Consider the following 25,465-nt stretch of genomic DNA (forward strand, 5'->3'; position numbering starts at 1 on the left):
GGCGTTGCCGCACTCCACAACCTCAAGCTCGACATCCGGTAAACGAGGCACCCGCCGCAGCAGGGCACGTTCTCACCGGCATTACGTGATAGCTCATAGGTGCTGGCCGGTCGGTCTTCGTGGATCAGCCTGCGGCGTCCGGTGCGGTGCATCGCAAGGCAGAGGGTCGTCCTCGTACTTGGGCGTACTTGGGCGAGTCCGGCAACGCGGCGAGGTGCCGTGCCGGACGTCGCCGGCCCACGAAGATCGGACGGACAGGGCCTACGGGGTCCCGTCTGCTCGAACTCACGGTGCGGCACGTGATCGACGGTGGCACGGCTGTTGCTCGCGGCCCCGACGGCCAACCGCCTCCACATCCGCCCAAGGTCGCCCAGCCGGTTCGGGCCCTACGTCGGCAGCGCCACAAAATCACTGGACATCGCACAGGCCGGGCGACGAACGTTGGTGGCATGGAGCAGGAGGAGATCTGGGACGGCGATGCTGCCCAGCGCTATGACACACCCGGCACAGGCATGTTCGCCCCCGAGATCCTGGGGCCGACCGTGAACCGCCTCGCTGAGCTCGCAGGCGGCGGAGCAGCCCTTGAGTTCGCCATCGGGACCGGCCGCGTGGCCGTACCGCTCGTCGAGCGAGGAGTCCCCGTCACCGGCATCGAGTTGTCGCTTCCGATGATCCATCAACTGCGAACCAAGGTGGACGAAGCGACCATCCCCGTGATCGTCGGTGACATGGCGACTTCCGTGGCCCCTGGGAAGTACACACTCGTCTACCTCGTCTACAACACCATTTCCAATCTGCTCACCCAAGCCGAGCAGGTCGAGTGCTTCCGCAACGCTGCCCGCCACCTCACGCCCGGTGGTCGGTTCGTGATCGAGCTCTGGGTGCCCGAGCTGCGTAAGCTCCCACCGGGCCAGACGGCCACCGTCTGGGATTCCGAGCCCGGCTACATCGGTTTGGACACCTACGACGTTCTGCGCCAGCACGTCGTATCGCACCACTTCTCGTTCGACGACACGAAGCAGGCTCAGCTGTTCCGCAGCCCGCATCGCTACATCTGGCCTGCCGAACTGGACCTCATGGCTCAGCTGGCCGGATTCGAGCTGGAGACCAGGCACGCGGACTGGGCCGGCGCCGCGTTCACTGCCGAGTCGCGTTCTCACGTCTCCGTCTACCGAATCCCGCCGAACCGGTAGCTTCGCGCAGTCCGGAATGGCGGAGGGCCGCAGTCGGTGGCCCGTCGACCCCGCCCTGACCGGACAGGCCCGGCTCCTCGCGGGAGAATCACCAGACCACCCCCTGTACACGGCAGTACTGATTCGGAGATCCTCTGTAGCCGTGACCGACAAGACGAACAATCACGCGTGGCCCAGGGACGTCAGTGCCATCACCCTGTCCGTGGACCACGTGGACGCGATGGGCACGGAGTTGTCCGCCCGCGGCGTGGCACTGCTGAGCGGCCCGATGGGCCAACCGCGGGGGCTACGCACTGCCGGGTTTCGTGACCCCGGCGGTCACATCCGGGAGATTGCCCCGTGACCGCGGCGCCGGATACGGAGATCCGGACGCTCCTGTCCTTCCTGAACGGGCAGCGCCGCCATGTGCTGGGGATCCTCGACGGGCTTGAAGCCGATGCGCTGCACAGGCCCGTGTTGCCGTCCGGGTGGAGCTGTCTGGGACTTGTCCAGCACCTGGCACTCGATGTCGAGCGGTTCTGGTTCCGAGCCGTCTTCGTCGGCGACAAGAACGTCATCGACACTCTGGACGACATGGAGGATGCCTGGCAGGTGGCGTCCGACACGCCGGCCGAAAACATCCTCCATCAGTACCGCACGGAGACAGAACTCGCAGACGCCGTCGTCACAGCCGCGGCGGCGGACGCCCCGTTGGCCTGGTGGCCCCACCACCTCTTCGGCGAACCGCACCTGCACACCCTTCGGGACGTCCTGCTCCATGTCATCACCGAGACCGCGTGCCATGCCGGCCACCTCGACGCGGCACGAGAGCTCATCGATGGACGACGGTGGATGGTCCTGACATAGCCGGCTGCCCCTGACACGGAAGTCGGCGCCCCCTCACCTCCCTGGACCTTTCGAGCCGATCGCGAACGACGCCGCACACAGCACAGCCGCCACGACCACCGACGCCACCAGCAGTGCGGGCCGTGGGTTCAGCAGGAACCCGCCCAGTGCGCCCGACGCATTGCTGTAGGTGAGCAGCAGTGCGTCGACCAGCCCGAGGAGCCCGATCCACGGCAGATTCTGGGCGAGCGCTCCGGCGGGCAGCACCTGCTGGACGGGCCCGACCGGTGGACGGGGCATCGCACTGGACCTCTGTGAGGGGGAGCGGGACCGGCGGGTCACCTGCGGTGTGCGGGCAGTGCCGTCCGTATCAGCGCGGCCCCGAGCCCCAGCCAGAAGGCGGCGAACAGCCAGCCGGCCACCACGTCGGTCACCCAGTGCACCCCGAGCAGAACCCGGCTCAGCCCGACGGCCGCGGCCCAGCAGCCGGCCAGGGCGGCGGCGACGCGGCCGGCCCGGCTCCCGTACGCCCGGTGGCCGATTGCCGCCACCAGGAGTCCCGCCATGAGCGCGGACGTCGTCGCGTGCCCGGACGGGAAGGCGAACCCGGAGGCGTGCGTCGCCCAGTCGCCCACCGGCGGGCGGGACCGGCTGATCGCTTCCATCAGCCCGTAGCGCAGCGCCTGCCCCAGCAACAGGAAGGCCAGAGCGCCTGTCGCGTACCCCAGACGGCGACGCGGGTTCCGGCCCGCGATCAGCCCGGCTGCCACCGCGGCGGCGTACGGGAACACGCCCGTACCCGTCGCCGTGACCGCCCTGGCCGCCGTGACCAGGGCGGAGGGCCGATGGTGCAGGGACCATGCGTGCGCAGCCCGATCGATGGGCAGCACGGCCCCGTGCCGGGCCGTCAGGACCACCACCGTCAGGCCGAGGAGACCGATGAACCCGATCAGTACGGCCCCGAGCGCCGTACGGATACAGGGGTCGACCGGGCCCGCAACGGACCGGTGACCGGCCGTCGCGTCCTTGGTCACCGCGCCGCCACGAGAGGGCGCAGCCTGGTCTCGCGCAGCCGCACCACGACCGGGGCGAAGCGCCGGGCGGCAAGGGTGAGCAGCCAGGCCACCAGCGCACCGGTGACCAGCCCGATGAGCACATCGTGCGGATAGTGCACGCCGATCCAGACCCGGGACGCGGCCATCAGCAGCGCCGCGGGCACAGCTACGGCACCGAGCCGGCGGTCGGTGAGCAGGATCGCGACCGCTGCGGCTGCGGCGATGGCGGCGTGATTGCTGGGGAAGGACCAGTCGCCGAGCGGAGGGCACGCTTCCACCGTGACCGCATGCAGGGTCTGGCAGGGCCGCTGTTCATGGACGGCCATCTTCAGCAGGTCGTTGGCCACATAGGCGGCCACCACGACCAGCGGCGCACAGAGCGCCATTGCCAGGCGGGCGGGGGTGTCGGAGCGGGACCGCCACCAGGCGGCGAGCATCAGCAGGGCGAAAAGCGCGAGACCGAAGTCGGACCAGACGCGGATCGCCGAGTCCAGAGTGGCGGGGGAGCGCTGGGCGAGGTCGGTGATCCAGGTGTAGAGGCCACCGTCGAGGGAGGTGGCGGCAGAGGCGAGCAGCATCAGCTGTGGTCTCCTTCAACGGTGCGGCGGGCGCGCGAGCGCATCAGCTCGGCGGCGAGAGGGATCAGGGAGACGATGACCACGACGGCGACGATCGGCAGCAGGTAGCGGTCGACATTGGGCACCGACGACCCCAGTCCGTAGCCGGCGAGCACCAGCGCGACGGTCCACACCAGTCCGCCGGCGATCTGCCAGATCGTGAAGATCCGGGCCGGTACGTTGAGCGCCCCGGCCAGCGGGTTGAGCACCGTGCGCACCACAGGGACGAAGCGCGCCAGCACGATCGCCCGCGCGTGTCCGTACCGTTCGAGCAGTTCCTCGGCGCGGGCGGCCCCCTCGTGCAGCCGCTTGGCCCGGCTCCGGGCCAGCAGGGCGCGGCCGCCGCGGCGCCCGATCCAGTACCCGGTCTGGGCGCCGAGGAGCGCGCCGACCACGGCAGCGATGAGCACCTGTGACAAGGAGAGGTGGACCGCGCCGTGGGTACCGGGCACGCTCAGCAGCCCCGCCGTGAAGAGCAGGGAGTCGCCGGGGAGGAAGAAGCCGACGAGTAGTCCCGTCTCCGCGAACAGCACGACCGCGATGCCGAGCGCGCCGAACGTGGCGAGCAGCGATCCTGCGTCCAACAGGTTCACTGCCTGCGGCACGGCCGCCAGTGAGGATACGGACACGGCGGAAGGCCTCCCATAATGGTGACTGGGCGCACCGACGGGACGCCCGACTGACTACAGTGTTGTAGACGGTCTACGTCACTGTAGACGCTCGGAGGGGGAGGAGAGTTCCCATGTCTCAGGTGCAGGGGATATCGAGCGAGGGTCCGAACCCTCGCGCGGGCGGCAAGCCGACCCCTGGGCCGGGCGTCGAGTCGGCTCAGGCCTCCTCTTCGGTGCCCGGACCGGCACCCGAGCCTTCCTCGGCGCCGGAACGGCGACCGGCCGGCGAGCTGGAGTCCACCGTTCTCGCGGCGCTGTGGGCGGCTGACTCCCCGCTCACTCCCGGTCAGGTGCAGGGCGCCCTCGGCGCGCCCCTCGCCCGCACCACCGTCACCACGATCCTGACCCGGCTGTACGAGAAGGGCACGGTCACCCGCACCCGCGCCGGGCGCGGCTTCGCCTACACCCCCACCGAGGATGCGCCCGGCCTCACCGCCCGCCGGATGCACAGCGAACTGCAGAAGGAAGAGGACCGCAGCACCGTGCTGGCCCGATTCGTCTCGCAGCTCACCGACGAGGACGAGCAGCTGCTCCGCGAACTGCTCGACGGAGACGCCCGATGATTTACGCCGTATGGGTTCCCCTGCTCATGCCGTTCGTCGCGGTTCCCGCCGCGCGCCGTCTGGCGGACGCCCTGGCGCCCCTGCGTGCCGTTGGGCTGCTCGCCTCGACAGCCGTGGGTCTCGCCCTGTGCAGCACGCTCGCCCTGGTGCTGCTGGTGGTGCCCGGCGCGACCCAGCTGTCCGCGGTCGCCGCGGTCGGGGAACTCGTCAAGCCGCTCGCCGCCGCGCCCGCCGCCGTGGCCGTTCCGCTCGCCCTCGCCGCCCTGGCCCTGCTGTCCGGCTGCACCGCCGCGGTGGTGCGTACCGCCCGCCGCCACTGGGTGGAGCTGCAGCGCGCCAGGCAGTCGGCCGAGTGCTCCGGCGATGAACTGGCCGTCCTGCGCGACAGCCGCCCCGACGCCTATGCGCTGCCCGCGCTCCCGGGCAGCCCCGGCCGGATCGTCGTCACCACCGGCATGCTGCGCGCCCTGGACCCCGCCGAACGGAACGCCCTGCTCGCCCACGAGCGTGCCCATCTCGCGGGCCGCCACCACCTCTTCCTCGCCGCCGCCGAGCTCGCCGCCCTCTGTCATCCAGCTCTGCGCTCGCTGCGCGCACCCATGGGCTACGCCCTGGAGCGCTGCGCCGACGAGGCCGCGGCTGTCGCTGTCGGCGACAGGCGGGTCGCCGCGCGCGCGATCGGCCGCGCGGCGCTTGCCGCGCGGGCGGCGGAAGGGGTGCGGGCGCGCCCTCGCGTGGCGCTCGCGGCGGCGGCAGGACCGGTTCCGCGCCGGGTCGCGGCGCTGCTCGGCCGGGCCACCCACCGGCCGGGCGTCGGCCGCGCCGCGGCGGCCGCGCTGCTGGCCTGCCTGATCCTGTCAGGGGCCGCCGCACTCGAAGCGACGAACGATCTGCACAGCAGCATCGAGGTCGCACAGGGCGAGGTCCCGCAGCGCTGACCGGGCGAGGCGCCTGCGGCGTGCGTGGCGCACGTTCTCCCGGCCGGGACTGCGCCACCCGCTCGGCGGACGGGGCATCCGAAGTCGAGTGCTTTCATCGCCCACGGGTTCGGCGTGCCGACGGTGCGCACGGCCCGAGACCGAGCGAGTGTTGTCGAACCGTCGAACCGTCGAACCGTCGAACCGCGGACGTCCGGCCGTACGGGTACGCCATCCGAAGTGCTCCAGGCCATGCGCGATGCCGGTCAGGGGTGGCCAGGTGAACCCTCCGGACGCGGCCGGCGGACTGGGGAAAGCAGAGCCATTGCCGCGATGAGCAGGCAGCAGACGCCGGCGGCCAGACCCACCGGTGCCGTTCCATGGCGCTGTGCGGCCCAGGTGAGAACGGCCGCGCCGACCGGGGCTGCCGAATAATGGACGGTCCAGAACGCCGAGGTCACCCGCCCCAGCAAGTGCTCAGGCGTCACTTCCTGGCGTAGGGACATCGAGCACGTGCCCGCCATGCTGGTGCAGCCCAGGAACGTTGCGGTCAAGAGGGCAGTGCCTGCCACGCTGTCGGCCCGGCCGATTCCCGCCACGGCGAGTCCGCAGACCGCGACGGTGCCGATCCATGTTGCGCCGAAGCCGAGCCTGCGGCGGACCGGGGCCACGAGGAGGGCTCCGGTGATCGTGCCCATCGCTCCGGCTGCGAAGACGGTTCCGACCGCGCTGTCGCTCTGGCCGAGGTCGTGCTTGAGGTGGTAGATGAGCAGGTCGTTCAGGCCGAGAGTCAGGAAACTGAAGAAGGTCAGAAGGAGGGTCAGGGCTCGCAGCACGGGGTGTCGGCGCAGAAAGGTCACCCCGGCCAGCAGGTCGTCCCACAGCCTCGGCCGAGCCGCTCCTGCCTCCGCCGCCGCGCCGGTCCGAGCCGCGCGCGTGCCACCCGGGAACCGTACGAAGCTCACGCATACCGCCGACACACCAAAGCTCGCCGCGTCCACGCCGACAGCCGCCGCCGGGCCGAACCAACCCGCCACCACGCCCGCGCACAGCGGGCCGATCACCCCGGCCGCCGCAGCCGTCGCATTGAGTCTTCCGTTGGCCTCCGTGATCCGCCGGCCACCCACCAGGCTCCGGACGACGGTGACGTACGTGACGGAGAACAGCATCCCGACAGCCTCACCCAGAGGCAGCAGTACGTAGAGCAGCCAGGTCTGCGGGCCCAACGTCCATACCAGCGGTATCAGTGCGTACAGCGCCATGCGGACGACATCGCAGGCGATCAGCAGCTTCCTGCGGTCCATCCGGTCCACCACGACCCCGGCGAAAACCCCTGCGAGGAGCGAGGCCGCGCCGGCCACGGCGGTGAGCAGGCCCATCTGCGCCACGGATCCCGTCGCGTGCAGCACCAACAGCGGCAGTGCAATCAGGGCGAAGGAGTCCCCGACGACCGAGAGGGTCTGCGCCGCCCAGAAGATGCCGAAGTTGCGGTCACGCCACAGCGGGCGTGACCCTTCCGATGAAGGGCCGTTGGCGGCGGGTTCAGACATATCGAGGAGCGTAGGGGGGACTTGTGCGGAGCACACCCGATTTCTGCAGGTCAACACGGTGTTCTGTGAGGGTGTGAGGTGGTCCGCGGCTGTGTTTTCTCGCCACTTCGGCCGAGGGCTGTGCCGGGCCGCAGCCGGGACCTTCCCCGGTTGAACGGCGGATCCTCGATCGCCGACCCGGGGCAGAGCGCGAGGCGTACACTTCCCGCCTCCACGGCCGTTGATCAACGGAAGTGACCCGCGAGTCCCAACGCCCTTTCGGCCACGGTGTTTCCGTTTCGCCGTTCCGGGACCGGGACGGCCCATGTGCAGAGGCTCAGGGTCCGCCCGGCGCCTGCCCGCCGCGCACATGGTCCCGCAGCCGGTCGATGAAGACTCGTTGGCCCGCGACGAGACGTTCCGCCGCTTCCTGCGGTGTGCACCAGGCGAACCGGTCGATCTCCGGGAACTCCCGCTGCACGCCCGACCCCCGGGGCCACTCCATGGTGAACGTCCCCGGCTCGGCCCGGGCCGGATCGGCATCACCCTCCAGAGCCCACACCACCACCGTCTTGCCTCCGGCCTGGCGGGACTCACCGAGCGGCACCCACTCCCCGTCCGGCGCCGGATGGCCGAACTCCTCCTCGAACTCACGGCGGGCAGCGGCCTCGGGTTCCTCTCCGGGCCCGTACTCACCCTTGGGGACGGACCACGAGGCAGCCTCGCGGCGCGCCCAGAAGGGGCCGCCCATGTGCCCGAGGAACACCTCGAACCCGGCGCCCCCGTCCGTCGACCGGAACAGGAGAAGACCCGCACTGTGCTTCTGAGACGACATGTCGTCAAGTCTTCCCAATGACCACGGGTGTCATCGATTTGCCGCACCCTGTTTCCCCCGAGGTTCCCGAGGCCCCCTGGTGCGTGGCGGTGTGCGCGGCCATGCTGTCCGCCGACAGCGCTTACTGCCCGTGCAACCATCGCCATTCCAGGAGGATTTGTGGGCCCTGGCATAGTCGGCAAAGCAACGCGTCCGCTCGTGCTCCTCGCGACGGTGTCCGCGATGACGGTGGGAGCCATTGCCCCTGCCGTCGCCGATTCGACCCCCGACCCTCGTCCCCGTAACTCCGCCGAAGTCCTCAGACCCGTCGCCCCGCCGGCAGCGAGCCGTGCGGCAGGCGACTCCCGATCCGTCGTGGACGGCGACGGCATCGAGACCGCCCGCGCCTCGCGCCCGATCGCCCCCGGAGTCCGCCTCAGCTCGTACGACCGGCTCGAGTCCGACAAGTGGCTGCGTGTGGACGCCCTCTCCGTCGACCTCGACGGCAGTGGCGTACAGGCCGACTACCTCTCCACCGGCAAGGTCTCCGACCGGCGCACGGTCTCGCAACTCGCCGCCGGGCACGACGCGGGCCCCGGCCGCCGGACCGTCGCCGCGATCAACGCCGACTTCTTCGACATCAACCAGACCGGTGCGCCCGAAGGTGTCGGAATCAAGGACGGCGTGCCCGTCCAGTCACCCGCCCCCGGAGTCAACCGGGCGGTCGGCATCGGCCCCGGCAGCGCGGGCCGCATCCTGAACCTGTACTTCGAGGGCACACTCACCCTGCCCTCCGGACAGCGGCCGCTCAACGCCTACAACGCCGCCAATGTGCCGAGCGGGGGAGTGGGTGCCTACACCCCGGCCTGGGGAACCGCCGACCGTGCACTCACTGTCGACAAGGCGACTCCCGTCGCCGAAGCGGTCCTACGGGACGGCAAGGTCGTCTCCGTGTCGGACACCCCCGGCTCCGGCGCCGTCCCCGACGACACCACGGTCCTCGTCGGACGCGAGGCCGGAGCCGCCGCACTCACGTCGCTCCGGCCGGGCGACCCCGTGTCGCTGACCTACCGGGCACGCACCGACAGCGGAGAGGTACCCCGCACCGCCGTCGGCGGTCGGGAACTCCTCGTCGTCGACGGCGTCGCGCAGAACCACGACGGGGAGGGCAACAACACCGCCGCCCCGCGCACCGCCGTCGGCTTCTCCCGGGACGGCAGCACGATGCAGATCCTCACCATCGACGGCCGGCAGGCCGACAGCGGTGGCGTCACACTCACCGAACTCGGCCAGATGATGCGGCGAGCAGGCTCGTACAGCGCACTCAACCTGGACGGCGGCGGCTCCTCGACCCTCGTTGCGCGCGTGCCCGGCAGCGACGCGCTGCAGGTGGAGAACAGCCCGTCCGACGGCACCGAGCGCACCGTCCCCAACGGCCTCGCCCTCACCGCCCCCGACGGCAGCGGGCGCCTCAAGGGCTTCTGGGTGGCGACCCGCACCCCGGCCGGTACCGCACCGGGCGTCGACCCCGTCAAGGGCGGCCACCCCGAGCGGGTCTTCCCCGGACTCACCCGCAGCCTCACCGCGACCGGATACGACGAGACGTACGGCCCGGCCACCGGCATCCCGCACTGGCACACCGCCCGCAACAACGTCGGTACGGTCGACGGCAACGGGCTCTTCACGGCACGCCGAAGCGGCACCACGGAGGCGCGCGCCGAACTGGGATCCGCCCGCGGCAGCGCCGCGCTGACCGTCCTCGACAGGCTGGCCCGGATCCAGCCGACCACACAGCGGGTGGGGCTCGCGAACGCCGAAGCCACCGGTACCTTCGGCATCGTCGGACTCGACGCGCACGGCACCAGCGCCCCCGTCGAACCCCGCGACGTCACCCTCGACTACGACCACGCGCTCTTCGACATCCGTGATGACGGCAAGGGCAACTTCACCGTCACCTCACGCACCGGCGGCGGCGCCGGACAGATCAGGGCGACCGTCGCGGGCGCCACCACTGTCCTCGCCGTCAGCGTCGGCCTCGCCGAGCAGGCGGTCTCCGACTTCGACGACGCAGGGTCCTGGAAGTTCAGCCAGGCCCGGGCGAGCGGATCCCTCTCCGCCACTCCCGACGGCCACACCGGCACGGGACTTCGACTCACGTACGACTTCACCCAGTCGACCGCGACGCGCGCCGCGTACGCCGCCCCGCCCCAGCCGGTCACCGTGCCGGGACAGCCCCAGTCGTTCAAGCTCTGGATCAAGGGCGACGGCAAGGGCGCCTGGCCGACGCTGCACCTCAAGGACGCCGCGGGTTCCGACCAGTTGCTCCGCGGACCGTACGTCACCTGGACCGGCTGGCGGCAGGTCACCTTCGCCGTGCCGACGGGCGCGGCCATGCCGCTCAGCGTGTACCGCTTCTACCTCGCCGAGACGGCGGCCGCCCAGCAGTACACGGGTGAGATCGTCATCGACGACCTCACCGCTCAGGTGCCGCCCACCGTCGACCTGCCCGAACAGGCCGTGACCATGGATCCGTTGGTCGATCCGGCCGCAGTCACCGAAGCCCGGGACTGGCAGTTCGCGGTGATGTCGGACGCCCAGTTCGTCGCCCGCGACCCCGACAGCGCCATCGTCACCCAGGCGCGGCGCACCCTGCGCGAGATCAAAGCGGCACGGCCCGACTTCCTGGTCATCAACGGCGACCTCGTCGACGAGGGATCACCCGCGGACCTCGCCTTCGCACGCCAGATCCTGACCGAGGAACTCGGCGACTCCCTGCCCTGGTACTACGTCCCCGGAAACCACGAAGTGATGGGCGGGAAGATCGCCAACTTCATCACCCAATTCGGTCCCGCCCAGCGGACGTTCGACCACAAGGGCACCCGGATCATCACGCTCGACACCTCCAGCCTCACCCTGCGCGGCGGGGGCTTCGCCCAGATCAAGGAGGCGCGCGCCCAGCTCGACGCGGCTGCGAAGGACCCTGACGTCCAATCGGTGATGCTGATCGAGCACGTTCCGCCGCGCGACCCGACGGTTCAGAAGGGCAGCCAGCTCGGGGACCGCAAGGAGGCGGCCCTGGTGGAACAGTGGCTCGCCGACTTCCGCCGTACGACGGGCAAGGGCGCCACATTCATCGGCAGCCACGTCGGGGTCTTCCACGCCTCACACGTCGACGGTGTGCCGTACCTGATCAACGGCAACTCCGGGAAGGCACCGGCCGGACCGGCGGACGAGGGAGGCTTCACCGGCTGGTCCCTCGTCGGCGCGGACCACGTCTCGCCCGGCGAACAGGCCGCCGCGCGGGAGAAGCCGTGGCAGGGCGCGCCCGACTGGATCTCGGTACAGACCCGGGCGCATGTCGACGCGCTGACCCTGGACGCCCCGTCCGTGCTCGGCGCGGGACACACCGCCAAGATCACGGCGACCGTCACCCAGGGCGCCCGCAGTGTCCCGGTCGCGTTCCCGATGGCCGCCGACTGGACCGGGTCACCGAACGTCCACATCGGCGACCGGGACAGCGCCCGCCACCGGCACACAGCGGTCTTCGACCCGTCCACCGGCACCCTCACGGCGCTTCGACCGGGCACGATCACGCTCGCGGTGACGGTCAACGGCACGACGCAGCTGACCCGGATCCGGGTCGCCGCGGCCTCCACCGCCTCGGCGGCCTGACGCAACACGCGCACCGCGCGGCGATCCCGCACCCGGTTCCACGACCGGGTGCGGGATCCCGTACTTCCGGTCCCTCACACCTTGCGGTAGCCGTACGCCTCGGTCGCCGCGGCCTCCACCGCGGCAAGATCACCGCCCGCCGACGCCGTGACCAGTGCCGCGACCGCGCCCTCGACGAACGGCGCATCCACCAGCCGTGCCCCGTCCGGCAGTTCGTCTCCCTCGGCCAGCATCGCCTTGACCGTGAGCACCGCACTGCCCAGGTCGACCAGCACCGCGATGCCCACGCCGCCGTCGACCTTCCTGGCCGCCTCGGCGATGAGCTCCGCACTGGTGCCCAGCCCACCCGACGACGTACCGCCGGCCGCGGCCACGGGCGCCGTCGCACCACCGGCTGCCAGCCCCTTGGCCAACTCGGCCACCGCCTCGGCCACCGGTCCGCTGTGCGACACCAGCACGATTCCTACCTGCCTCTGCCGGCTCACGAGCCGCCTCCACCGCGTTCGTACGACTCCGCCAGCGTGGCGATCAGCAGCGCGGACGACGTCGCACCCGGATCCTGATGCCCGATGCTTCGCTCACCCAGATAGCTGGCCCGGCCCTTGCGTGCCTGCATCGGCACGGTCGCGGTCGCACCCGCCTCGGCCGCGTCCCGGGCAGCGGCGTACGACGTACCGAGCGCTTCCACGCCCGGAAGCAGTGCGTCGAGCATTGTCTTGTCCCCGGCCTGTGCACCGCCCAGCTGTCCTACGGCGGCGACGCCCTCGGCGAACGCCTCGGCCAGCTGTTGATCCGTCACGGTGGGCCCATAGCCCAGCACCTTTCCCGTACGCCGCAGGAGTGTCCCGTACAACGGCCCCGACGCGCCGCCGACCGTCGAGATCAACTGCCGCCCCGCAAGCGTCAGTACGGCTCCAGGCGTTTGCGGGTCCTCCTGCTCCAGTGCCGCGGTCACCGCGGCGAATCCGCGCTGCATATTGCTGCCGTGATCGGCGTCCCCGATCGCCGAGTCGAGTTCCGTGAGGCGATCCGCCTCACGGTCCAAAGCAGCCGCGGCTGTGGCCATCCAGCGGCGGAAGAAGTCGGCGTCGAGCACATGGATCTCCTTGTCCCTGGAACAACGTCATGGGCGTACGGCCGCTCCTCAACGGCCCCAGCGGAGCGCGGGCGTCTCGACCGGCGCGTCCCAGAGCCGCAGCAGCTCCTCGTCCACCTGGCAGAGCGTCACCGAGCATCCCGCCATGTCGAGCGAGGTCACATAGTTCCCCACGAGCGTACGAGCCACGACGACATGCCGCTCGGACAGCACCCGCTGCACCTCGGCATTGAACCCGTACAGCTCCAGCAGCGGCGTCGCCCCCATCCCGTTGACCAGCAGGAGCACCGGATTGTCCGGCTGCAGATCCTCCAGAATCGCGTCCACTGCGAAGTCCGCGATCTCCCCCGACGTCATCATCGGGCGCCGCTCGCGCCCCGGTTCGCCGTGGATGCCGATGCCCAGTTCGAGCTCGCCCGGCGGCAGATCGAAAGTGGGGGAGCCCTTGGCCGGGGTGGTGACGGAGCTCAGCGCCACCCCGAAACTCCGCGACTCCTCGTTCACCCGTCGGCCGATGGCCTCCACCCGCTCCAGCGGCGCACCCTCCTCGGCCGCCGCCCCGGCGATCTTCTCGACGAACAGGGTCGCCCCCGTGCCCCGCCGCCCGGCCGTGAACAGACTGTCCGTCACGGCCACGTCATCGTTGACGAGCACCTTCGCGATCTGCACACCCTCGTCCTCGGCCAGCTCGGCGGCCATCTCGAAGTTCAGCACATCGCCGGTGTAGTTCTTGACGACGAACAGCACCCCCGCGCCACTGTCGACGGCGGCTGCGGCGCGCACCATCTGGTCCGGAACGGGCGACGTGAACACTTCCCCGGGACAGGCGGCGGAGAGCATCCCGGGGCCGACGAACCCGGCGTGCAACGGCTCATGCCCGGACCCGCCCCCGGAGACGAGCCCCACCTTTCCGGCGACGGGCGCGTCACGCCGTACGACGACACGGTTGTCCACATCCACGGTCAGCTCGGGATGGGCGGCGGCGATGCCGCGCAGGGCGTCCGCCACGACGGTCTCGGGGACGTTGATCAGCATCCTCATGGGCATCTCCTGGTGGGTTTGGCAATCAGTTCTCTGATCCCCGTCTTCGCGGGTGGGAGTGGGTGCAGAGGGGGGCGATCCTGGCGGTCCACGGCGGTTGGGAGCGGGGTCCGGCGGGACTGAGGCTGACCTTGTGCTGACTTTGCCGACGAGTCATCAGGTGCAACTCGTGCGACGGCGGCGGGGTACCTGCTCCTCGCGATGACGTGGCCTTGCTCTGCACAGTATTGACCTTGCGAAGGTGATCGTCACGTGTCGCGACGGGTCCGGGCGAAACCCGCAAGCCCGTCCGGCGGCCGACCGGCCGACGCCTGCACCGAGCGGGCTTCGCCGTCTCCTCGCTGCTGACTTGTGCGGCACGGGCTCACCCACGGCGTCGGTCTCGTCTTCGTGATTGTGGCGGCGCCGGCCACGCTCGCCACCGCGTGGCTGCTGACACATTCCTCCGGAGCGTGGTCCCGGGTCTCGACGGTCGGCGGGGTCCCGTCGGCTATCGTGGCCTGGGGCATGGCTCAGTGTCCCTACCTCGCTGACCGTCGCCGACGGCGCGGGCGGTCGATGCCCACATCGGATCCCCGGAGGTGAGGAACCCGACTGTCGCCATGCGCAGCAGCGAGGAGTCTGGTACGTCACTGCCGTAGTGCTGGACGAACGCCTGCCGTGGCCATCCTCTCGCCTCGGTGAGTCGCAGAGCGCGGTCGAACACCCGGCATCGGGCCGCTTCTTGCGGGCACCTTGCCGGGTGGTACCGCTACTGGGGCGGTCAGCCGACCTCGGGTCCAGCCCTTCCGGATGCGCGCGAAGGGCATGGGCCGGAACTCAGAGCTGAACGGGCAGGTGGCGGGGACCGCGAAGCATGGCGCTCTGCCGGTAGGGGGGCGGGTCCTGGACCAGGCGGGCCGTGCCGAGGTGGGGGATCAGCGCGCCGAGCGCAGCCTGGGCCTCTCGGCGGGCCAGGGGGCCGCCGTAGCACAGGTGAATACCACTGCCGAAGCCGAGGTGCTGGTTGTCCGGTCGGGTGGGGTCGAACCGGTCGGGCTCGTGGAACCGCATGGGGTCACGGTTGCCCGAGGCCAGCGCGAGGACGACGGATGCGCCTTCGGGGATCGTGATGCCTGCGACGTCGATGTCGGCGTTGGGGATGCGCTCGCGCATCTGGAGGGGGGGTTCGTAGCGCAGGAGTTCCTCCACTGCTCGCGGCAGCAGGTTGGGGTCGATGCGCAGGTGGTCCAGGTGCTCGGGCTGACGCAGCAGGGTGAGCACCCCGTTGGTGATCAGGTTGACGGTGGTCTCATGGCCGGCGATGAAGAGCAGTACAGCGGTTACTGCGAGTTCCTCCTGGGTGAGCCGCAGGGCCGGGTCCGGCTCGTTGACGAAGGCGGAGAGCATGTCGTCGGTCGGGTGGCCACGACGCTGCTCGGCGAGCTTGACCAGGTATCCGCCCATCTCGATCCGTGCCTGGTCGCCGGCCTTGTCCGCATCGGTGGTGTCCTGGCCGGGCCGGACGTCGGCGGCTATGACCAGAGCGTCGGACCAGGCCGCGAACAGCGGCTCGTCCTCGCGGGGGACGCCGAGCAGGCGGCAGATCACCGTGACGGGCAGCGGGTAGGCGAAGTCGTCCACGATGTCGATCTGGCGGCCGGCCTCGAAGGATGCCAGCAGTTCCTTGATGATCTGTTCGATCTCGCCGCGCATGGCGTCGACCCGGCCCGGGGTGTGCGGTGGTCCGAAGGGCCGCATGGCCAGGGTGCGCAGCCTGTCGTGCTCCGGGTCGTCGAGCCGGAGGAACGGCGGCTTGTGGTCCACGTCGCCACGGGTGCGGGGGTCGACACTCATCCGGGGGTCGTGGAGCAGTGCGGCGATCTCGTGGTAGGTGCCGATCAGGTAGCTGTCGTCCGCTTGCCGGACCACGGGACCGGTCGCGCGGAGTTCCGCGTACAGCGGGTAGGGGTCGGGGCGGCTGGCGTAGTCGGTGATCCGTGCCAGCAGAGTCTCGGAGTCCATAGTGGCTCCTCGTCGTGGGACGGGGCGTGGGTCAGCGCCTGGGCTGCACCACGGTCAGTCGGCGGTCGGGCAGGTATCCGGTGAGCGCCACGGTGGGGCCGTGGGACAGCCCCTTCGGATCCGGCACGTCGGACGGAATCGGGACGTCGGCCGCGATCGCACGGTCCAGCGCGCCGGGCGGGGGCGGGAACGGGGCCGCGGTCTCGATCAGGTGCCGGTAGTAGTCGAGCGACTTGGCCATGTCGACGGTGACCGCGGCGGTGACCCGTCCCTGGTAGCCGTAGACCATCGCCAGACGGCGCGCCTCCAGAGATCCTTGGGCGATGACCACGTGGTCGGAGTAGGTCGGTACGCCCACGGACTTGATGTTGAGCCCGAACTGGGTCGACCAGAACACCGGGATGGCCAGATGCGGGCGCTGCTTGGGCCCCGGGTTGATCATGTTGTGGGCTGCCACTTCGGCCTGTTCGACCGCGTTGCCCCAGTGCTCCAGGGAGAGCATCTGATAGCCGAACAGCGGGTGTGGGAAGCGGGAGACATCGCCGGCCACGAAGATGTCGTCGGTGACGATGCCGTACATGTTGAAGGCGCGGCACCCGGCGTCACAGGCGATACCGCGAGGGCCCGCCGCCAGTCCGGAGTCGGCCAGCCACTCGACGTTGCGGACGCCCCCCAGTGCCACGACGCACACGTCCGCGTCGACACGCGTGCCGTCGGACAGGTCCGCGCCCGTGAAGGTGCCGTTCCCGCGCAGGGCGGTGACGGTGACCCCGCAGCGCAGATCGACGCCGTGGTTGCGCTGCATGACGGCCGCAAGCTTCGACAGGGTGCCGCCGAGCGCGCCCACCAGGGGTGCGGGACCGCGTTCGGCGACCGTGACGTCCAGTCCGCGTTCGCGGCAGGCCGAGGCGATCTCCGAGCCGGTGAAGCCGGCGCCGATCACCATCACCCGCCCCGGCCCCGCGGCCAGTCGCTCGGCCAGTCCTGCGGCGTCCTCACTCGTACGAAGGGTGAACACCCCGTCCAGGGCGTTCTCTGCCGGGTTGGGCCAGGGCCGCGCCCGGGTCCCGGTGGCGATCAGCAGCCGGTCGTACGGCAGCGAATCCCCGTCGGCCAGCAGCACCCGCTTCTCGAGGGGGTCCAGACCGGTGGCGGCCACTCCCAGCCGCCAGTCGGCGTCCGGATCCCGGCGCATCGGCAGCTCGGTGGTGTCCGCCGTCGCCTGGCCGAGCAGCACCTGCTTGGACAGCGGCGGCCGGTCGTAGGGCGCATGGGGCTCGTCCCCGACCACCGTGATGCAGCCGGTGAAACCCTCCTCGCGCAGCGTCTCCGCGGCCCTCAGCCCAGCCAGCGACGCACCGACGATCACGATCCGGCCGCCACGAAGATCACTGGCGGCCATCTGGGTTCACCTCCTCACCGACGAGGATGGCCTGGACCGGACAAGCCGCCGCAGCCTGGACCACGCGCTCGGCCTGGTCGTCCGGGACGGCTGTGGCATACAGCAAACCTTCCGAGCCGTGCAGCTCGAACACCTTGGGTGCGAGGAACACGCACTGTGCATAGCCCTGGCAGCGCGTGAGGTCCACAACGATTCGCATCCCCACCACTTCCTCTGTCGCCGCACTCCCTTTCTTCCAGAATGAGCCGAGCACCGCAGGCTTGCACGGCGACCGCTCGCGGGGCACTGCCCGGTCAGCCGTCAGCCCAGGGCGCAGTCGAGGTCGAGCCCGACGGTGGTGAGACTCAGGCGTGTGAATGCCTGGGGAAAGTGGCCCAGTTGTTCTGCGTTGTGGCTGGTCTGCCCGGCGTACAGGCCGAGACGGCAGGTGGAGGTGAGTAACTTGTCGAAGATCAGACGGGCTTCGTCCAGGTTTCCGGCGTGGGTGCGGGCTGGAACGCACCAGAAGGAGCAGACGGAGAAGGGCCGCACTCAGGTGGCAAGGGCACTGATTCCGTCACCGAGCAGCTTGAGGCCGAGGACGAAGAAGAGGGCGGCCATGACGGCGGCATTGTGCTGGGCGGCCCAGTTCCGCCAGGCGGCGAGAATGCTTCTGGCACGCTCGCCCATGAATAAATAGACGGCCAGCGGCGCAAGGACTCCGAGCGAGGCGATGAATACGAAGATGGCGAGTGCACCGATTTGTTGCGGTACGGAGATTCCGGCTGCGCTGATGGAGGCGCCTGCGGCGATGGTCAGGGGGCAGTTCTTGACGTTGGCTGCCGACAGCAGTAACCCCAATCCCAGGACTTTGGGCGGAGTGAAGCGGTCGATCGCCGCCATCCACCTGGGCAGTTGCGCCTCTGTGGGATCGGTGGGGCGGCGTCGCCACTCGAGTGCGGCGAACAGGACGAGCAACACGCCCAGGACGAGTTTCAGAACGCCCACCCAGGTGGCTGGATGCTTGTGCGTGGACGCGTGGCCCGGGCCGCCCACCGCAAGCATGATCGCTCCGAGGAGGCTCAGGCCCAGGATCCAGCCGACCGAGAACAGGGGGCCGTTCAGACGCCCCTGCGGGGTGGCGAGGATAAGGATGACCGCCACGACGGGGAGTGGGCTGATCGCAACACCGGCCGCGAGGCCGAGCACATCGCCTACAGCATGTCCCAAGGCGGTCTCCTCACGGGTGAAGGGATCGGGTTGACGAGGCAGGAGTCCATTTGCCGAAACCGAGGGATCACCGCCATCGTTACGGGGAGTCGCCCTTCACGCGCGGTATCGGCGTCGATCGGGTGAGTGGCCGGCGTGGCGAGGTGGCTATGAGCCGGGGGGTGCCCCCATGCCTTTGGTTGTTCGCCGGGGTTCATCTTCATACAGCCACGCCCCGGCGCACACTTGCTTCGCGACCTTCGGACACGTCAACGACACGACCGCGGCGGCCCTGACCAGACGATACCGCCTTTTATCGGGGCCGCCCTGAGTGGCGACTGTGGCTATTTCGTACTCAGAAGTGCATGTATCAAGAATTTCGCTGGGACAAACCTGCGGGAGTAGACGCTTCTGGTGACTACTGCTGGGCCCGCGGGCCGGCCTGTCCCGCCTTACCTCGTTTGGCTGCCTCTCCGGGTGGTGCATGGCGGGGTCGTGGTACAGCTGTACCGCCTTGGTGTGGCATCTGACCGCCACCTGTGCAGTGGTTGGAGGTCGACGACGGGCCGTGCTGCAAGAGGGCAGAAATGCAAGGAACTTGGCTGATGCCACATCACCGACGGATTCGGTAGTGGAGTTGTGGAGTACCGAAAGGGAATCCCATGGAGACGCCCGACGAGAACAATGGGCCGGACAATCCCGAAGAGAAAAACGCGCCGGATCATGCCGGCGAGGCGGCCCGCGCGGCATCGGCTCCCGACCCGCTTGCCGGCCCGGATCCTCTTGAGGCCCGTCTCACCACGAGTGCGCATCCCGGTGGGCCTGGCCGCATCGTCACCGCGGAATGGGCGCGGCATATTCCCCCGATCATGGCCCGGGTCCCACAGGTGCGCATCGGCCGACGCTGGTTCAGCATCCTGTGGCTGTTGCCGATCATGGTGGTGGGGCTGCTCATCGGGATCGCGGTGGCGCAGCAGTTGCGCACCTATCCGGCGGTGCAGGACTTCGTCAAAACGTATCCCGGGCAGGGCAGCTTTCAACCGCCGGTCACCCTCGGGTTCCCGTTATGGCTGCGCATCCTGCACTTTTTGAACCTGCTGTTCCTTCTGTTCATCATCCGGGCGGGGATTCAAATCCTGGCCGACCATCCGCGCCTGCAGTTCGACGCGGGGTCCACGCCCGGCAAGGTGGCTGCGGCTGCGTGGCCCGGTGCCGGCGGACCGGATGGCCCAGGAACCGCCCGAGCGTGCCTGGACGGCCAAGGACGACGCGGTCAGTCTGCCTCGGTGGCTTGGCCTGCCGGGGATCCGGCACTCGATCGGTCTGGCCCGGTGGTGGCACTTCAGCTGCGACCTGCTCTGGCTCATCAACGGTGTGCTGTTTTACGCGTTGCTGTTCACCACCGGGCAGTGGCGGCGGCTGGTGCCGCGGAACTGGGACGTGATCCCCAATGCGGTTTCGGTCGCGATCCAGTACCTGTCGCTGGATTTGCCCGCGAATGAGGGCTGGACGCAGTACAACGGTGCGCAGATCCTTGCGTATTTCGTTGCCGTCTTCATCGCCGCGCCGCTGGCTTTCATCACCGGCTTGCTGCAGGCGCCGGCCATCGCCTCCAGATTCGGGATGGGATGGGGCCGGATCAACCGCCAGGTCGCCCGCTGCGTTCACTTCGAGGTGCTTACGTTTTTCCTGTCCTTCATCTTCATCCACACCACCATGGTCTACATCACCGGGCTGCTGGTGAACCTGAACCACATCACCACCGGCGTGAACAAGCCCTTGTGGATCGGGCTGGTGCTCTACCTCATCTGGATGGCCATCGTGGTGGCCGGGTGGGCTGCTGCCTCCCCGCTGACGCTGCGGTACCCGCGGGCCGTGCAGAAAACCGGGAGGTTTCTGATCGGCTGGGCCAAGGTGCTGCTGGAATGGAGGAATCCTCGCGCGACCTACCCCGAGAAGGCGATCTCGCCATTCTTCTGGCCGAACGGATCCCTGCCGACCAGCGGGGAGTACGCAAACCTCCGTGACAGCGACTTCCGCGACTACACGCTGCGTATCGACGGCCTCGTGGAGAAGCCGGCCGTCTTGTCTTATGACCATTTGAAAGCGATGTCGAAACAAGAGCAGATCACCCAACATTATTGTATCCAGGGGTGGTCGGGGGTGGCCAAGTGGGGCGGTGTGCCGATGCGTGACATCCTCGCCCTGGTGCGGCCCTTGCCTCAAGCGCGCTGGGTCGTCTTCTATTCCTTCGGGTCCGGTACCGAGGGAGGTCTGTACTACGACGCCCACAAAATCAAGCACATGCGGCACAAACTGACCCTGCTTGCTTACGAGATGAATGGCGAGCCGCTCAATGTGCTGCACGGCGCGCCGCTACGGCTACGTAACGAGCTCGAGCTGGGCTTCAAAATGGTGAAGTGGATTCAGGCCATCGAGTTCGTCGAATCCTTCGAGCACTTGGGCGCGGGGCAGGGTGGCTACAACGAGGACCACGAGTTCTACGGCTATCGCATGCCGATCTGAGGGCCGCGAGGTCGGTGGCGTCTCAATGACCGTGGCAAGCCCTGCCGGGGCATCTGGTTCAGACGCGCTGGGTCTTGTCGGCGAGGATGCGCCCGGCGACCGGGGTGAGTCCCGGTTCTGCCGAGGGTTCGCCGGACGACCGTGGGTGGTACGGGCAGGCCTGCTTCCGGTGCGGAGGATGCTCTCCCGCTGAAAGGCCTCCCGGCGGTGGTGGCGGGCCCGGTCGGGCCATTCTTCATTCCGTGAGCTCTTTCAGCGTTGCCTCTCCAGGGTGAGGACTGCTGCGGCGATGACGGTCATGCGGTTGGGACTGCAGCGGGCTCTGCGGGAGACGTTCCAGGACTTCAGTCGCACATTCACGCCCGCCGCTTTGACAGAGCTCACTGCAACCAATTTTGTGCGCTCAGAGAACACTTCGACTGCGCTGCCAGACAAGCATCGCTTCTACGAATCTGTAACTTCTGAGTGCAAGGTCCTGTCTGCAACTGACGGTCCCGCCCACTGTTTCAAGGAAGTGAGTCATGAGTTCTCAGGCGAAGGCATTCGGTTTTGGTATGCCGTGGGAGTCGTTGTACGGGTACAGTCAAGCCACCCAGGTCGGTGACACGGTTTACGTGTCAGGGCAGCTGTCCCATGACCGGCACGGCAACTTCGTGGGTGCAGGCGACTTCGAACTGCAGGTTCGAACCACGCTGGAGAATCTGGACCTGGTGCTGAGGGAGTTCGGGGCCGAGCGTAGCCAGATAGTGGAGACCACGGTGCTGGTGAGGAACCTGCGGGAGAACTTCGACACGACAGCACGCCTCCACGCCGAGTACTTCGGGGAGCACAGGCCCGCCAGCACGGTCATGGGCATTTCCGACCTGGCGCTGCCGGACCAACTCGTGGAGATTGGCGCGCTCGTGCGTCTCGACGTGAAGCGATAGGTAGGAGGCTGGCCTGATTCCTTCACTGAGCTCTTTCAGAGTGGTCACTGGTCGAGTGACGTCAGGATGAGGACCGCAACGCGCAAGGCTCCTGCGCCGTTGGGGGAGGTGTTCGAAGTCTCAACCCATCGGTACGGGAGCCTCGTTGGTTCCCTGTCCTGCCGCACTCGACCTCGCGCATGCCCTCGTCGAGTGGGTCACGATGCTCATCGTCACCCGTGAGGGTGACCGACGGTGCAAGCTGCCGCCGCACCAGCGGGCGCTCGTCGCTCTGGTGTACCTGCGCCGCCACGACGCCCTCACCCGGATCGCTGCCGGCTTCGGGATATCCGTCGGCACCGCCCACGCGTATGTCACCACCGTGACCGGCCTGCTCGCCGACCGGGCCCCGGGCCTGCTGAAGACTCTGCGCGAGCACGATCCGGAGTTCGTCCTGCTGGACGGGACCCTCGCCGAGTGCGACCGTGTCGGTGACAGCCGGGCCGACTACTCGGCCAAGCACCGTCGTCACGGTGTGAACGTGCAAGTCGTGGCCGATCCCACCGGCAACCTGCTGTGGATCTCTCCCGCGCTGCCGGGCCGCACTCACGACCTGACCGCGGCCCGCACCCACCGCATCATACGGATCTGCGAGCGTCAGTGTGTTCCGATCCGCGCCGACCGCGCCTACCAGGGCGCCGGCCCCTGGGTCACCACTGGACTCAAACGGCCACCAGGCGGTGAACTCGCCCTCACCCAGCGCACCGTCAACCGGGCCCTGGCCGCGGCGAGGGCACCGGTCGAACGTGGCATGGCACGGCTGAAGTCCTGGCAGATCTTCCGCAGATCCCGCATCAGCCCCAACCGCATGACCGTCATCACCAAAGCCGTCCTCACCCTGGAGAGGCAACGCTGAAAACGCTCCGTGCACGGCCAGGATTGGCGGGGTGCGATCAGCGGGCCTAGCGTTGCTGAAGATGCCGAAGGATCGGATCGCGTCCGTCTGTAGAAAGTCTGGTGAGAGTCTTGAGCACCTCGCAGAACGAACAGGAGTCGACTGAGCCCCGAGTCGGTCCCGTTCCCGAGGGCGATCCGCACTTTCAGCCGTATCACCACCCCGCTGCCGGCTGGGGTGCCGCCAAGAGCGTGTCCCGATTCTTGATGCGTGAGGGCGCACTGGTGGACGGCCCGCGGGCGATCATGCGGATGAACCACGAGAACACCGGCTTCGACTGTCCTGGATGTGCCTGGCCGGACGACACCAAGGGTCTGCATCTCGACATCTGCGAGAACGGGATCAAGCACGTCACGTGGGAGATGACGCGCAGGCGGGTCGGTCGCGAGTTCTTCGCTGCCCACTCGGTGACCGAACTGTCCGGCTGGAGGGACTACGACCTGGAGAACCAAGGCCGGTTGACCGAGCCGATGGTCTATGACCCCGAGACGGACCACTACGTCCCGATCAGCTGGAAGGGCGCGTTCGAGCTGGTCGGCCGCACCTTGCGAGAGCTGGACTCCCCTCACCAGGCGACGTACTACACCTCCGGCCGGCTGGGCAACGAGGCCACCTTCCTCTACCAGCTGATGGCCCGTGAGCTGGGCACGAACAATCTGCCGGACTGTTCCAACATGTGCCACGAGGCAAGCGGCCGCGCCCTGCAGGCATCGCTGGGCACCGGTAAGGGGACCGTCGACCTCAAGGACTGGGAGGCCACCGACGCGCTGTTCATTCTGGGAGTCAACGCGGCCTCCAACGCGCCCCGGATGCTCACCGCCCTCGCCGAGGCATACCACCGCGGCGCCCAGGTCGTGCACATCAACCCGCTGGTCGAGGCGGCCGCCACACGCACCATCATCCCGCACGACTTCACGGACATGGCGACTTTCCGCTCGACCCGGACCAGCACCTTGAACCTGCAGCCGCGCATCGGCGGCGACATGGCGCTCATGCGCGGCATGGCCAAGGCGATCCTGGAGCAGTCCGCCACCGACCCGAAGGCCCTGGACCGGGAGTTCATCGACCGCCACACCTCCGGCTTCGACGAGTACCGGGCCCTGTGCGAGGCCACGCCGTGGGAGGAGATCGAGAGGCAGTCCGGGCTCGGCCGCGACGACATCCTCAAGGTGGCGCGCGTGTACCGCGACGCCGACCGCAGCATCGTCAGCTGGTGCCTGGGCGTCAGCCAGCATGAGCACGGTGTCGACACCGTCCGGGAGATCGTCAACCTGCTTCTGCTGCGTGGCAATCTGGGACGCGAAGGAGCCGGACCCTCGCCCGTGCGCGGGCACAGCAACGTCCAGGGCAACCGCACCTGCGGTATCGACCACCGCCCCACCGACGAGTTCCTGGACCGGCTCGCCGAGGCCTGCGACATTCAGCCGCCCCGTGAGCACGGTCTGGACACCGTCGGCACCATCAAGGCGATGCACCGTGGCGACGTGAAGGTATTTGTCGGCATGGGCGGCAACTTCGCTCTCGCGGCACCCGACACCCCGTACACATCCGCGGCGCTGCGCAACTGCGACCTCACCGTCCAGGTGAGCACCAAGCTGAACCGCAGCCACCTCGTCCACGGCCGCCGGGCCCTGATCCTGCCGTGCCTCGGACGCACCGAGAGGGACCAACAGCGCAAGGGCATTCAGAGCACGTCCGTCGAGGACTCGATGAGCATGGTGCACCTGTCCGTCGGCATGAAGCGCCCCGCCTCGCCGCACCTGCTCTCCGAGCCCGCCATCGTCGCCGGCATGGCCCGCGCCGCACTGCCAGACAGCGCCACCCCCTGGGAGTGGTACATCGAGGACTACGACCGCATCCGCGACACCATGGCCCAGGTACTCGACGGCTTCGAGGACTTCAACCGCCGCGTGCGCCTGCCGCTCGGCTTCCGCATCAAGCAGCCCGCCCGCGAACTGGTCTTCCTCACCCCGTCCGGACGCGCGGAGTTCTCCACCGCCGTCCTGCCCGACGTGGTCCCCGCCCCGGGCACCCTGGCGCTGGGCACCATGCGCTCACACGACCAGTGGAACACCACCATCTACTCCGACAACGACCGCTACCGCGGCATCAAGAACCTGCGCACGCTCGTCTTCATGAACCAGGACGACATGCGCGAACGAGGGATTTCGGAGTTCGAGCCCGTCAACATCACCAGCACCGCCAAGGACGGCAGCAACCGCTACCTCAACGGCTTCCTGGCGATCCCGTACGACATCCCCCGCGGCTGCGCGGCCGGATACATGCCCGAGATGAACGTCCTGGTCGCGGTGTGCGACTACAGCACCCAGAGCGACCAGCCGATCATGAAGCACGTCAAGGTCACCATCACCGTTCCTGAGCAGTGAGCGGGAGTGAGTCCGCGCACTGGCACGCCCCGAACGGTCTTGGGCGCACTGGTCCCCGGCGTACTCGACCCCGAGGCAGCGACACGCATCCTGTGCGTGGTCCGA

The 25,465-nt window shown here is 69.0% G+C and carries 25 protein-coding genes and 1 pseudogene; 11 read left to right on the forward strand and 15 right to left on the reverse strand.

The genetic code is table 11. The features are described from left to right. The first annotated feature begins 449 nt into the window (after positions 1–449). From ACFU8W_RS48315 to ACFU8W_RS48325, 3 genes are read left to right on the forward strand one after another with little or no spacing between them, the layout of a single operon-like run. Positions 450–1,193: a class I SAM-dependent DNA methyltransferase gene (locus tag ACFU8W_RS48315; RefSeq protein WP_384052242.1), complete on the forward strand. Its 744-nt coding sequence runs from the start codon at positions 450–452 to the stop codon at positions 1,191–1,193. 16 nt (positions 1,194–1,209) lie between these two features. Further along, the gene (locus ACFU8W_RS48320; protein ID WP_384052243.1) at positions 1,210–1,536 is read left to right on the forward strand and encodes a VOC family protein; all 327 of its coding nucleotides are present in this window, start codon (positions 1,210–1,212) and stop codon (positions 1,534–1,536) included. Continuing rightward, positions 1,533–2,039 carry a DUF664 domain-containing protein gene (locus ACFU8W_RS48325; RefSeq protein WP_384052244.1) on the forward strand — a complete coding sequence of 169 codons (507 nt, stop codon included), beginning with the start codon at positions 1,533–1,535 and terminating at the stop codon, positions 2,037–2,039. Before ACFU8W_RS48320 ends, ACFU8W_RS48325 begins: the two co-directional genes overlap by 4 nt. Positions 2,040–2,072: 33 nt before the next feature. Here ACFU8W_RS48325 and ACFU8W_RS48330 read toward each other — a convergent pair whose 3' ends face one another. The 4 genes from ACFU8W_RS48330 to ACFU8W_RS48345 are packed head-to-tail and all read right to left on the reverse strand — an operon-like array spanning position 2,073 to position 4,319. Beyond that, positions 2,073–2,318 carry a hypothetical protein gene (locus tag ACFU8W_RS48330; protein ID WP_384052245.1) on the reverse strand — a complete coding sequence of 82 codons (246 nt, stop codon included), beginning with the start codon at positions 2,316–2,318 and terminating at the stop codon, positions 2,073–2,075. Between the two features lie 38 nt (positions 2,319–2,356). Continuing rightward, positions 2,357–3,052: a phosphatase PAP2 family protein gene (locus ACFU8W_RS48335; RefSeq protein ID WP_384052246.1), complete on the reverse strand. Its 696-nt coding sequence runs from the start codon at positions 3,050–3,052 to the stop codon at positions 2,357–2,359. Further along, positions 3,049–3,651 carry a phosphatase PAP2 family protein gene (locus ACFU8W_RS48340; protein ID WP_384052247.1) on the reverse strand — a complete coding sequence of 201 codons (603 nt, stop codon included), beginning with the start codon at positions 3,649–3,651 and terminating at the stop codon, positions 3,049–3,051. Before ACFU8W_RS48340 ends, ACFU8W_RS48335 begins: the two co-directional genes overlap by 4 nt. Beyond that, positions 3,651–4,319 carry a DedA family protein gene (locus ACFU8W_RS48345; protein ID WP_384052248.1) on the reverse strand — a complete coding sequence of 223 codons (669 nt, stop codon included), beginning with the start codon at positions 4,317–4,319 and terminating at the stop codon, positions 3,651–3,653. Before ACFU8W_RS48345 ends, ACFU8W_RS48340 begins: the two co-directional genes overlap by 1 nt. A gap of 215 nt (positions 4,320–4,534) precedes the next feature. On the opposite strand from ACFU8W_RS48345, the gene ACFU8W_RS48350 reads away from it, so the two are divergent. Together ACFU8W_RS48350 and ACFU8W_RS48355 are read left to right on the forward strand one after the other, a co-directional pair. Next, positions 4,535–4,924 (forward strand): BlaI/MecI/CopY family transcriptional regulator, encoded by a 390-nt coding sequence (locus ACFU8W_RS48350; RefSeq protein ID WP_266990975.1) that lies wholly within the window; start codon positions 4,535–4,537, stop codon positions 4,922–4,924. Then, positions 4,921–5,862 carry a M48 family metalloprotease gene (locus ACFU8W_RS48355; protein ID WP_384052249.1) on the forward strand — a complete coding sequence of 314 codons (942 nt, stop codon included), beginning with the start codon at positions 4,921–4,923 and terminating at the stop codon, positions 5,860–5,862. The genes ACFU8W_RS48350 and ACFU8W_RS48355 overlap by 4 nt, the downstream gene beginning before the upstream one ends. 245 nt (positions 5,863–6,107) lie before the next feature. Here the strand turns inward: ACFU8W_RS48355 and ACFU8W_RS48360 are convergent, their stop codons facing one another. Both ACFU8W_RS48360 and ACFU8W_RS48365 read right to left on the reverse strand, forming a co-directional pair. Next, a complete protein-coding gene (locus ACFU8W_RS48360) occupies positions 6,108–7,391 on the reverse strand; it encodes an MFS transporter (RefSeq protein WP_384052250.1) in 1,284 nt (427 codons plus the stop codon). Between the two features lie 316 nt (positions 7,392–7,707). Further along, a complete protein-coding gene (locus ACFU8W_RS48365) occupies positions 7,708–8,205 on the reverse strand; it encodes an NUDIX domain-containing protein (RefSeq protein ID WP_384052251.1) in 498 nt (165 codons plus the stop codon). A gap of 222 nt (positions 8,206–8,427) precedes the next feature. Between ACFU8W_RS48365 and ACFU8W_RS48370 the strand changes: the two genes are divergently transcribed. Further along, the gene (locus tag ACFU8W_RS48370) at positions 8,428–11,856 is read left to right on the forward strand and encodes a phosphodiester glycosidase family protein (RefSeq protein WP_384052263.1); all 3,429 of its coding nucleotides are present in this window, start codon (positions 8,428–8,430) and stop codon (positions 11,854–11,856) included. 74 nt (positions 11,857–11,930) lie between these two features. Here ACFU8W_RS48370 and ACFU8W_RS48375 read toward each other — a convergent pair whose 3' ends face one another. The 8 genes from ACFU8W_RS48375 to ACFU8W_RS48410 all read right to left on the reverse strand — a co-directional run bounded on the left by ACFU8W_RS48375 (position 11,931) and on the right by ACFU8W_RS48410 (position 18,608). Next, positions 11,931–12,341: a PTS-dependent dihydroxyacetone kinase phosphotransferase subunit DhaM gene (locus ACFU8W_RS48375; RefSeq protein WP_384052252.1), complete on the reverse strand. Its 411-nt coding sequence runs from the start codon at positions 12,339–12,341 to the stop codon at positions 11,931–11,933. Beyond that, a complete protein-coding gene (dhaL, locus tag ACFU8W_RS48380) occupies positions 12,338–12,952 on the reverse strand; it encodes a dihydroxyacetone kinase subunit DhaL (RefSeq protein WP_384052253.1) in 615 nt (204 codons plus the stop codon). The genes ACFU8W_RS48375 and dhaL overlap by 4 nt, the downstream gene beginning before the upstream one ends. Before the next feature lie 48 nt (positions 12,953–13,000). Next, positions 13,001–13,993: a dihydroxyacetone kinase subunit DhaK gene (dhaK, locus tag ACFU8W_RS48385; RefSeq protein ID WP_384052254.1), complete on the reverse strand. Its 993-nt coding sequence runs from the start codon at positions 13,991–13,993 to the stop codon at positions 13,001–13,003. A gap of 819 nt (positions 13,994–14,812) precedes the next feature. Continuing rightward, positions 14,813–15,997, reverse strand: a complete 1,185-nt coding sequence (locus ACFU8W_RS48390; RefSeq protein WP_384052255.1) for a cytochrome P450 — start codon at positions 15,995–15,997, stop codon at positions 14,813–14,815. Positions 15,998–16,028: 31 nt separating this feature from the next. After that, positions 16,029–17,399: an NAD(P)/FAD-dependent oxidoreductase gene (locus ACFU8W_RS48395; RefSeq protein ID WP_384052256.1), complete on the reverse strand. Its 1,371-nt coding sequence runs from the start codon at positions 17,397–17,399 to the stop codon at positions 16,029–16,031. Next, entirely contained in the window at positions 17,386–17,598 is a 213-nt protein-coding gene (locus ACFU8W_RS48400; protein ID WP_345511008.1) for a ferredoxin, read from the reverse strand. The genes ACFU8W_RS48395 and ACFU8W_RS48400 overlap by 14 nt, the downstream gene beginning before the upstream one ends. Positions 17,599–17,699: 101 nt before the next feature. Further along, positions 17,700–17,930, reverse strand: coding sequence for a hypothetical protein (locus ACFU8W_RS48405; protein WP_384052257.1), 231 nt, complete (start codon positions 17,928–17,930; stop codon positions 17,700–17,702). Continuing rightward, positions 17,931–18,608 (reverse strand): GAP family protein, encoded by a 678-nt coding sequence (locus ACFU8W_RS48410; protein WP_384052258.1) that lies wholly within the window; start codon positions 18,606–18,608, stop codon positions 17,931–17,933. 641 nt (positions 18,609–19,249) lie between these two features. On the opposite strand from ACFU8W_RS48410, the gene ACFU8W_RS48415 reads away from it, so the two are divergent. Then, positions 19,250–20,089 carry a hypothetical protein gene (locus ACFU8W_RS48415; protein WP_384052259.1) on the forward strand — a complete coding sequence of 280 codons (840 nt, stop codon included), beginning with the start codon at positions 19,250–19,252 and terminating at the stop codon, positions 20,087–20,089. A 310-nt stretch (positions 20,090–20,399) separates the two neighbouring features. Beyond that, entirely contained in the window at positions 20,400–21,113 is a 714-nt protein-coding gene (locus ACFU8W_RS48420) for a molybdopterin-dependent oxidoreductase (RefSeq protein WP_384052264.1), read from the forward strand. A 252-nt stretch (positions 21,114–21,365) separates the two neighbouring features. On the opposite strand, the pseudogene ACFU8W_RS48425 reads toward ACFU8W_RS48420, so the two are convergent. Then, positions 21,366–21,467: pseudogene (locus ACFU8W_RS48425) on the reverse strand (IS5/IS1182 family transposase); the annotation flags it as partial. Positions 21,468–21,634: 167 nt separating this feature from the next. Between ACFU8W_RS48425 and ACFU8W_RS48430 the strand changes: the two are divergent. The 3 genes from ACFU8W_RS48430 (at position 21,635) to ACFU8W_RS48440 (ending at position 25,360) form a co-directional block, all read left to right on the forward strand. Next, a complete protein-coding gene (locus ACFU8W_RS48430; RefSeq protein WP_384052260.1) occupies positions 21,635–22,039 on the forward strand; it encodes a RidA family protein in 405 nt (134 codons plus the stop codon). A 145-nt stretch (positions 22,040–22,184) separates the two neighbouring features. After that, a complete protein-coding gene (locus tag ACFU8W_RS48435) occupies positions 22,185–22,934 on the forward strand; it encodes a transposase family protein (RefSeq protein WP_384052261.1) in 750 nt (249 codons plus the stop codon). Between the two features lie 110 nt (positions 22,935–23,044). After that, positions 23,045–25,360, forward strand: a complete 2,316-nt coding sequence (locus ACFU8W_RS48440) for an FdhF/YdeP family oxidoreductase (RefSeq protein WP_384052262.1) — start codon at positions 23,045–23,047, stop codon at positions 25,358–25,360. The last annotated feature ends 105 nt before the right edge of the window (positions 25,361–25,465 follow it).

It is taken from the genome of Streptomyces sp. NPDC057565 (genome assembly GCF_042801455.1).
Classification (GTDB): domain Bacteria; phylum Actinomycetota; class Actinomycetes; order Streptomycetales; family Streptomycetaceae; genus Streptomyces; species Streptomyces yanii.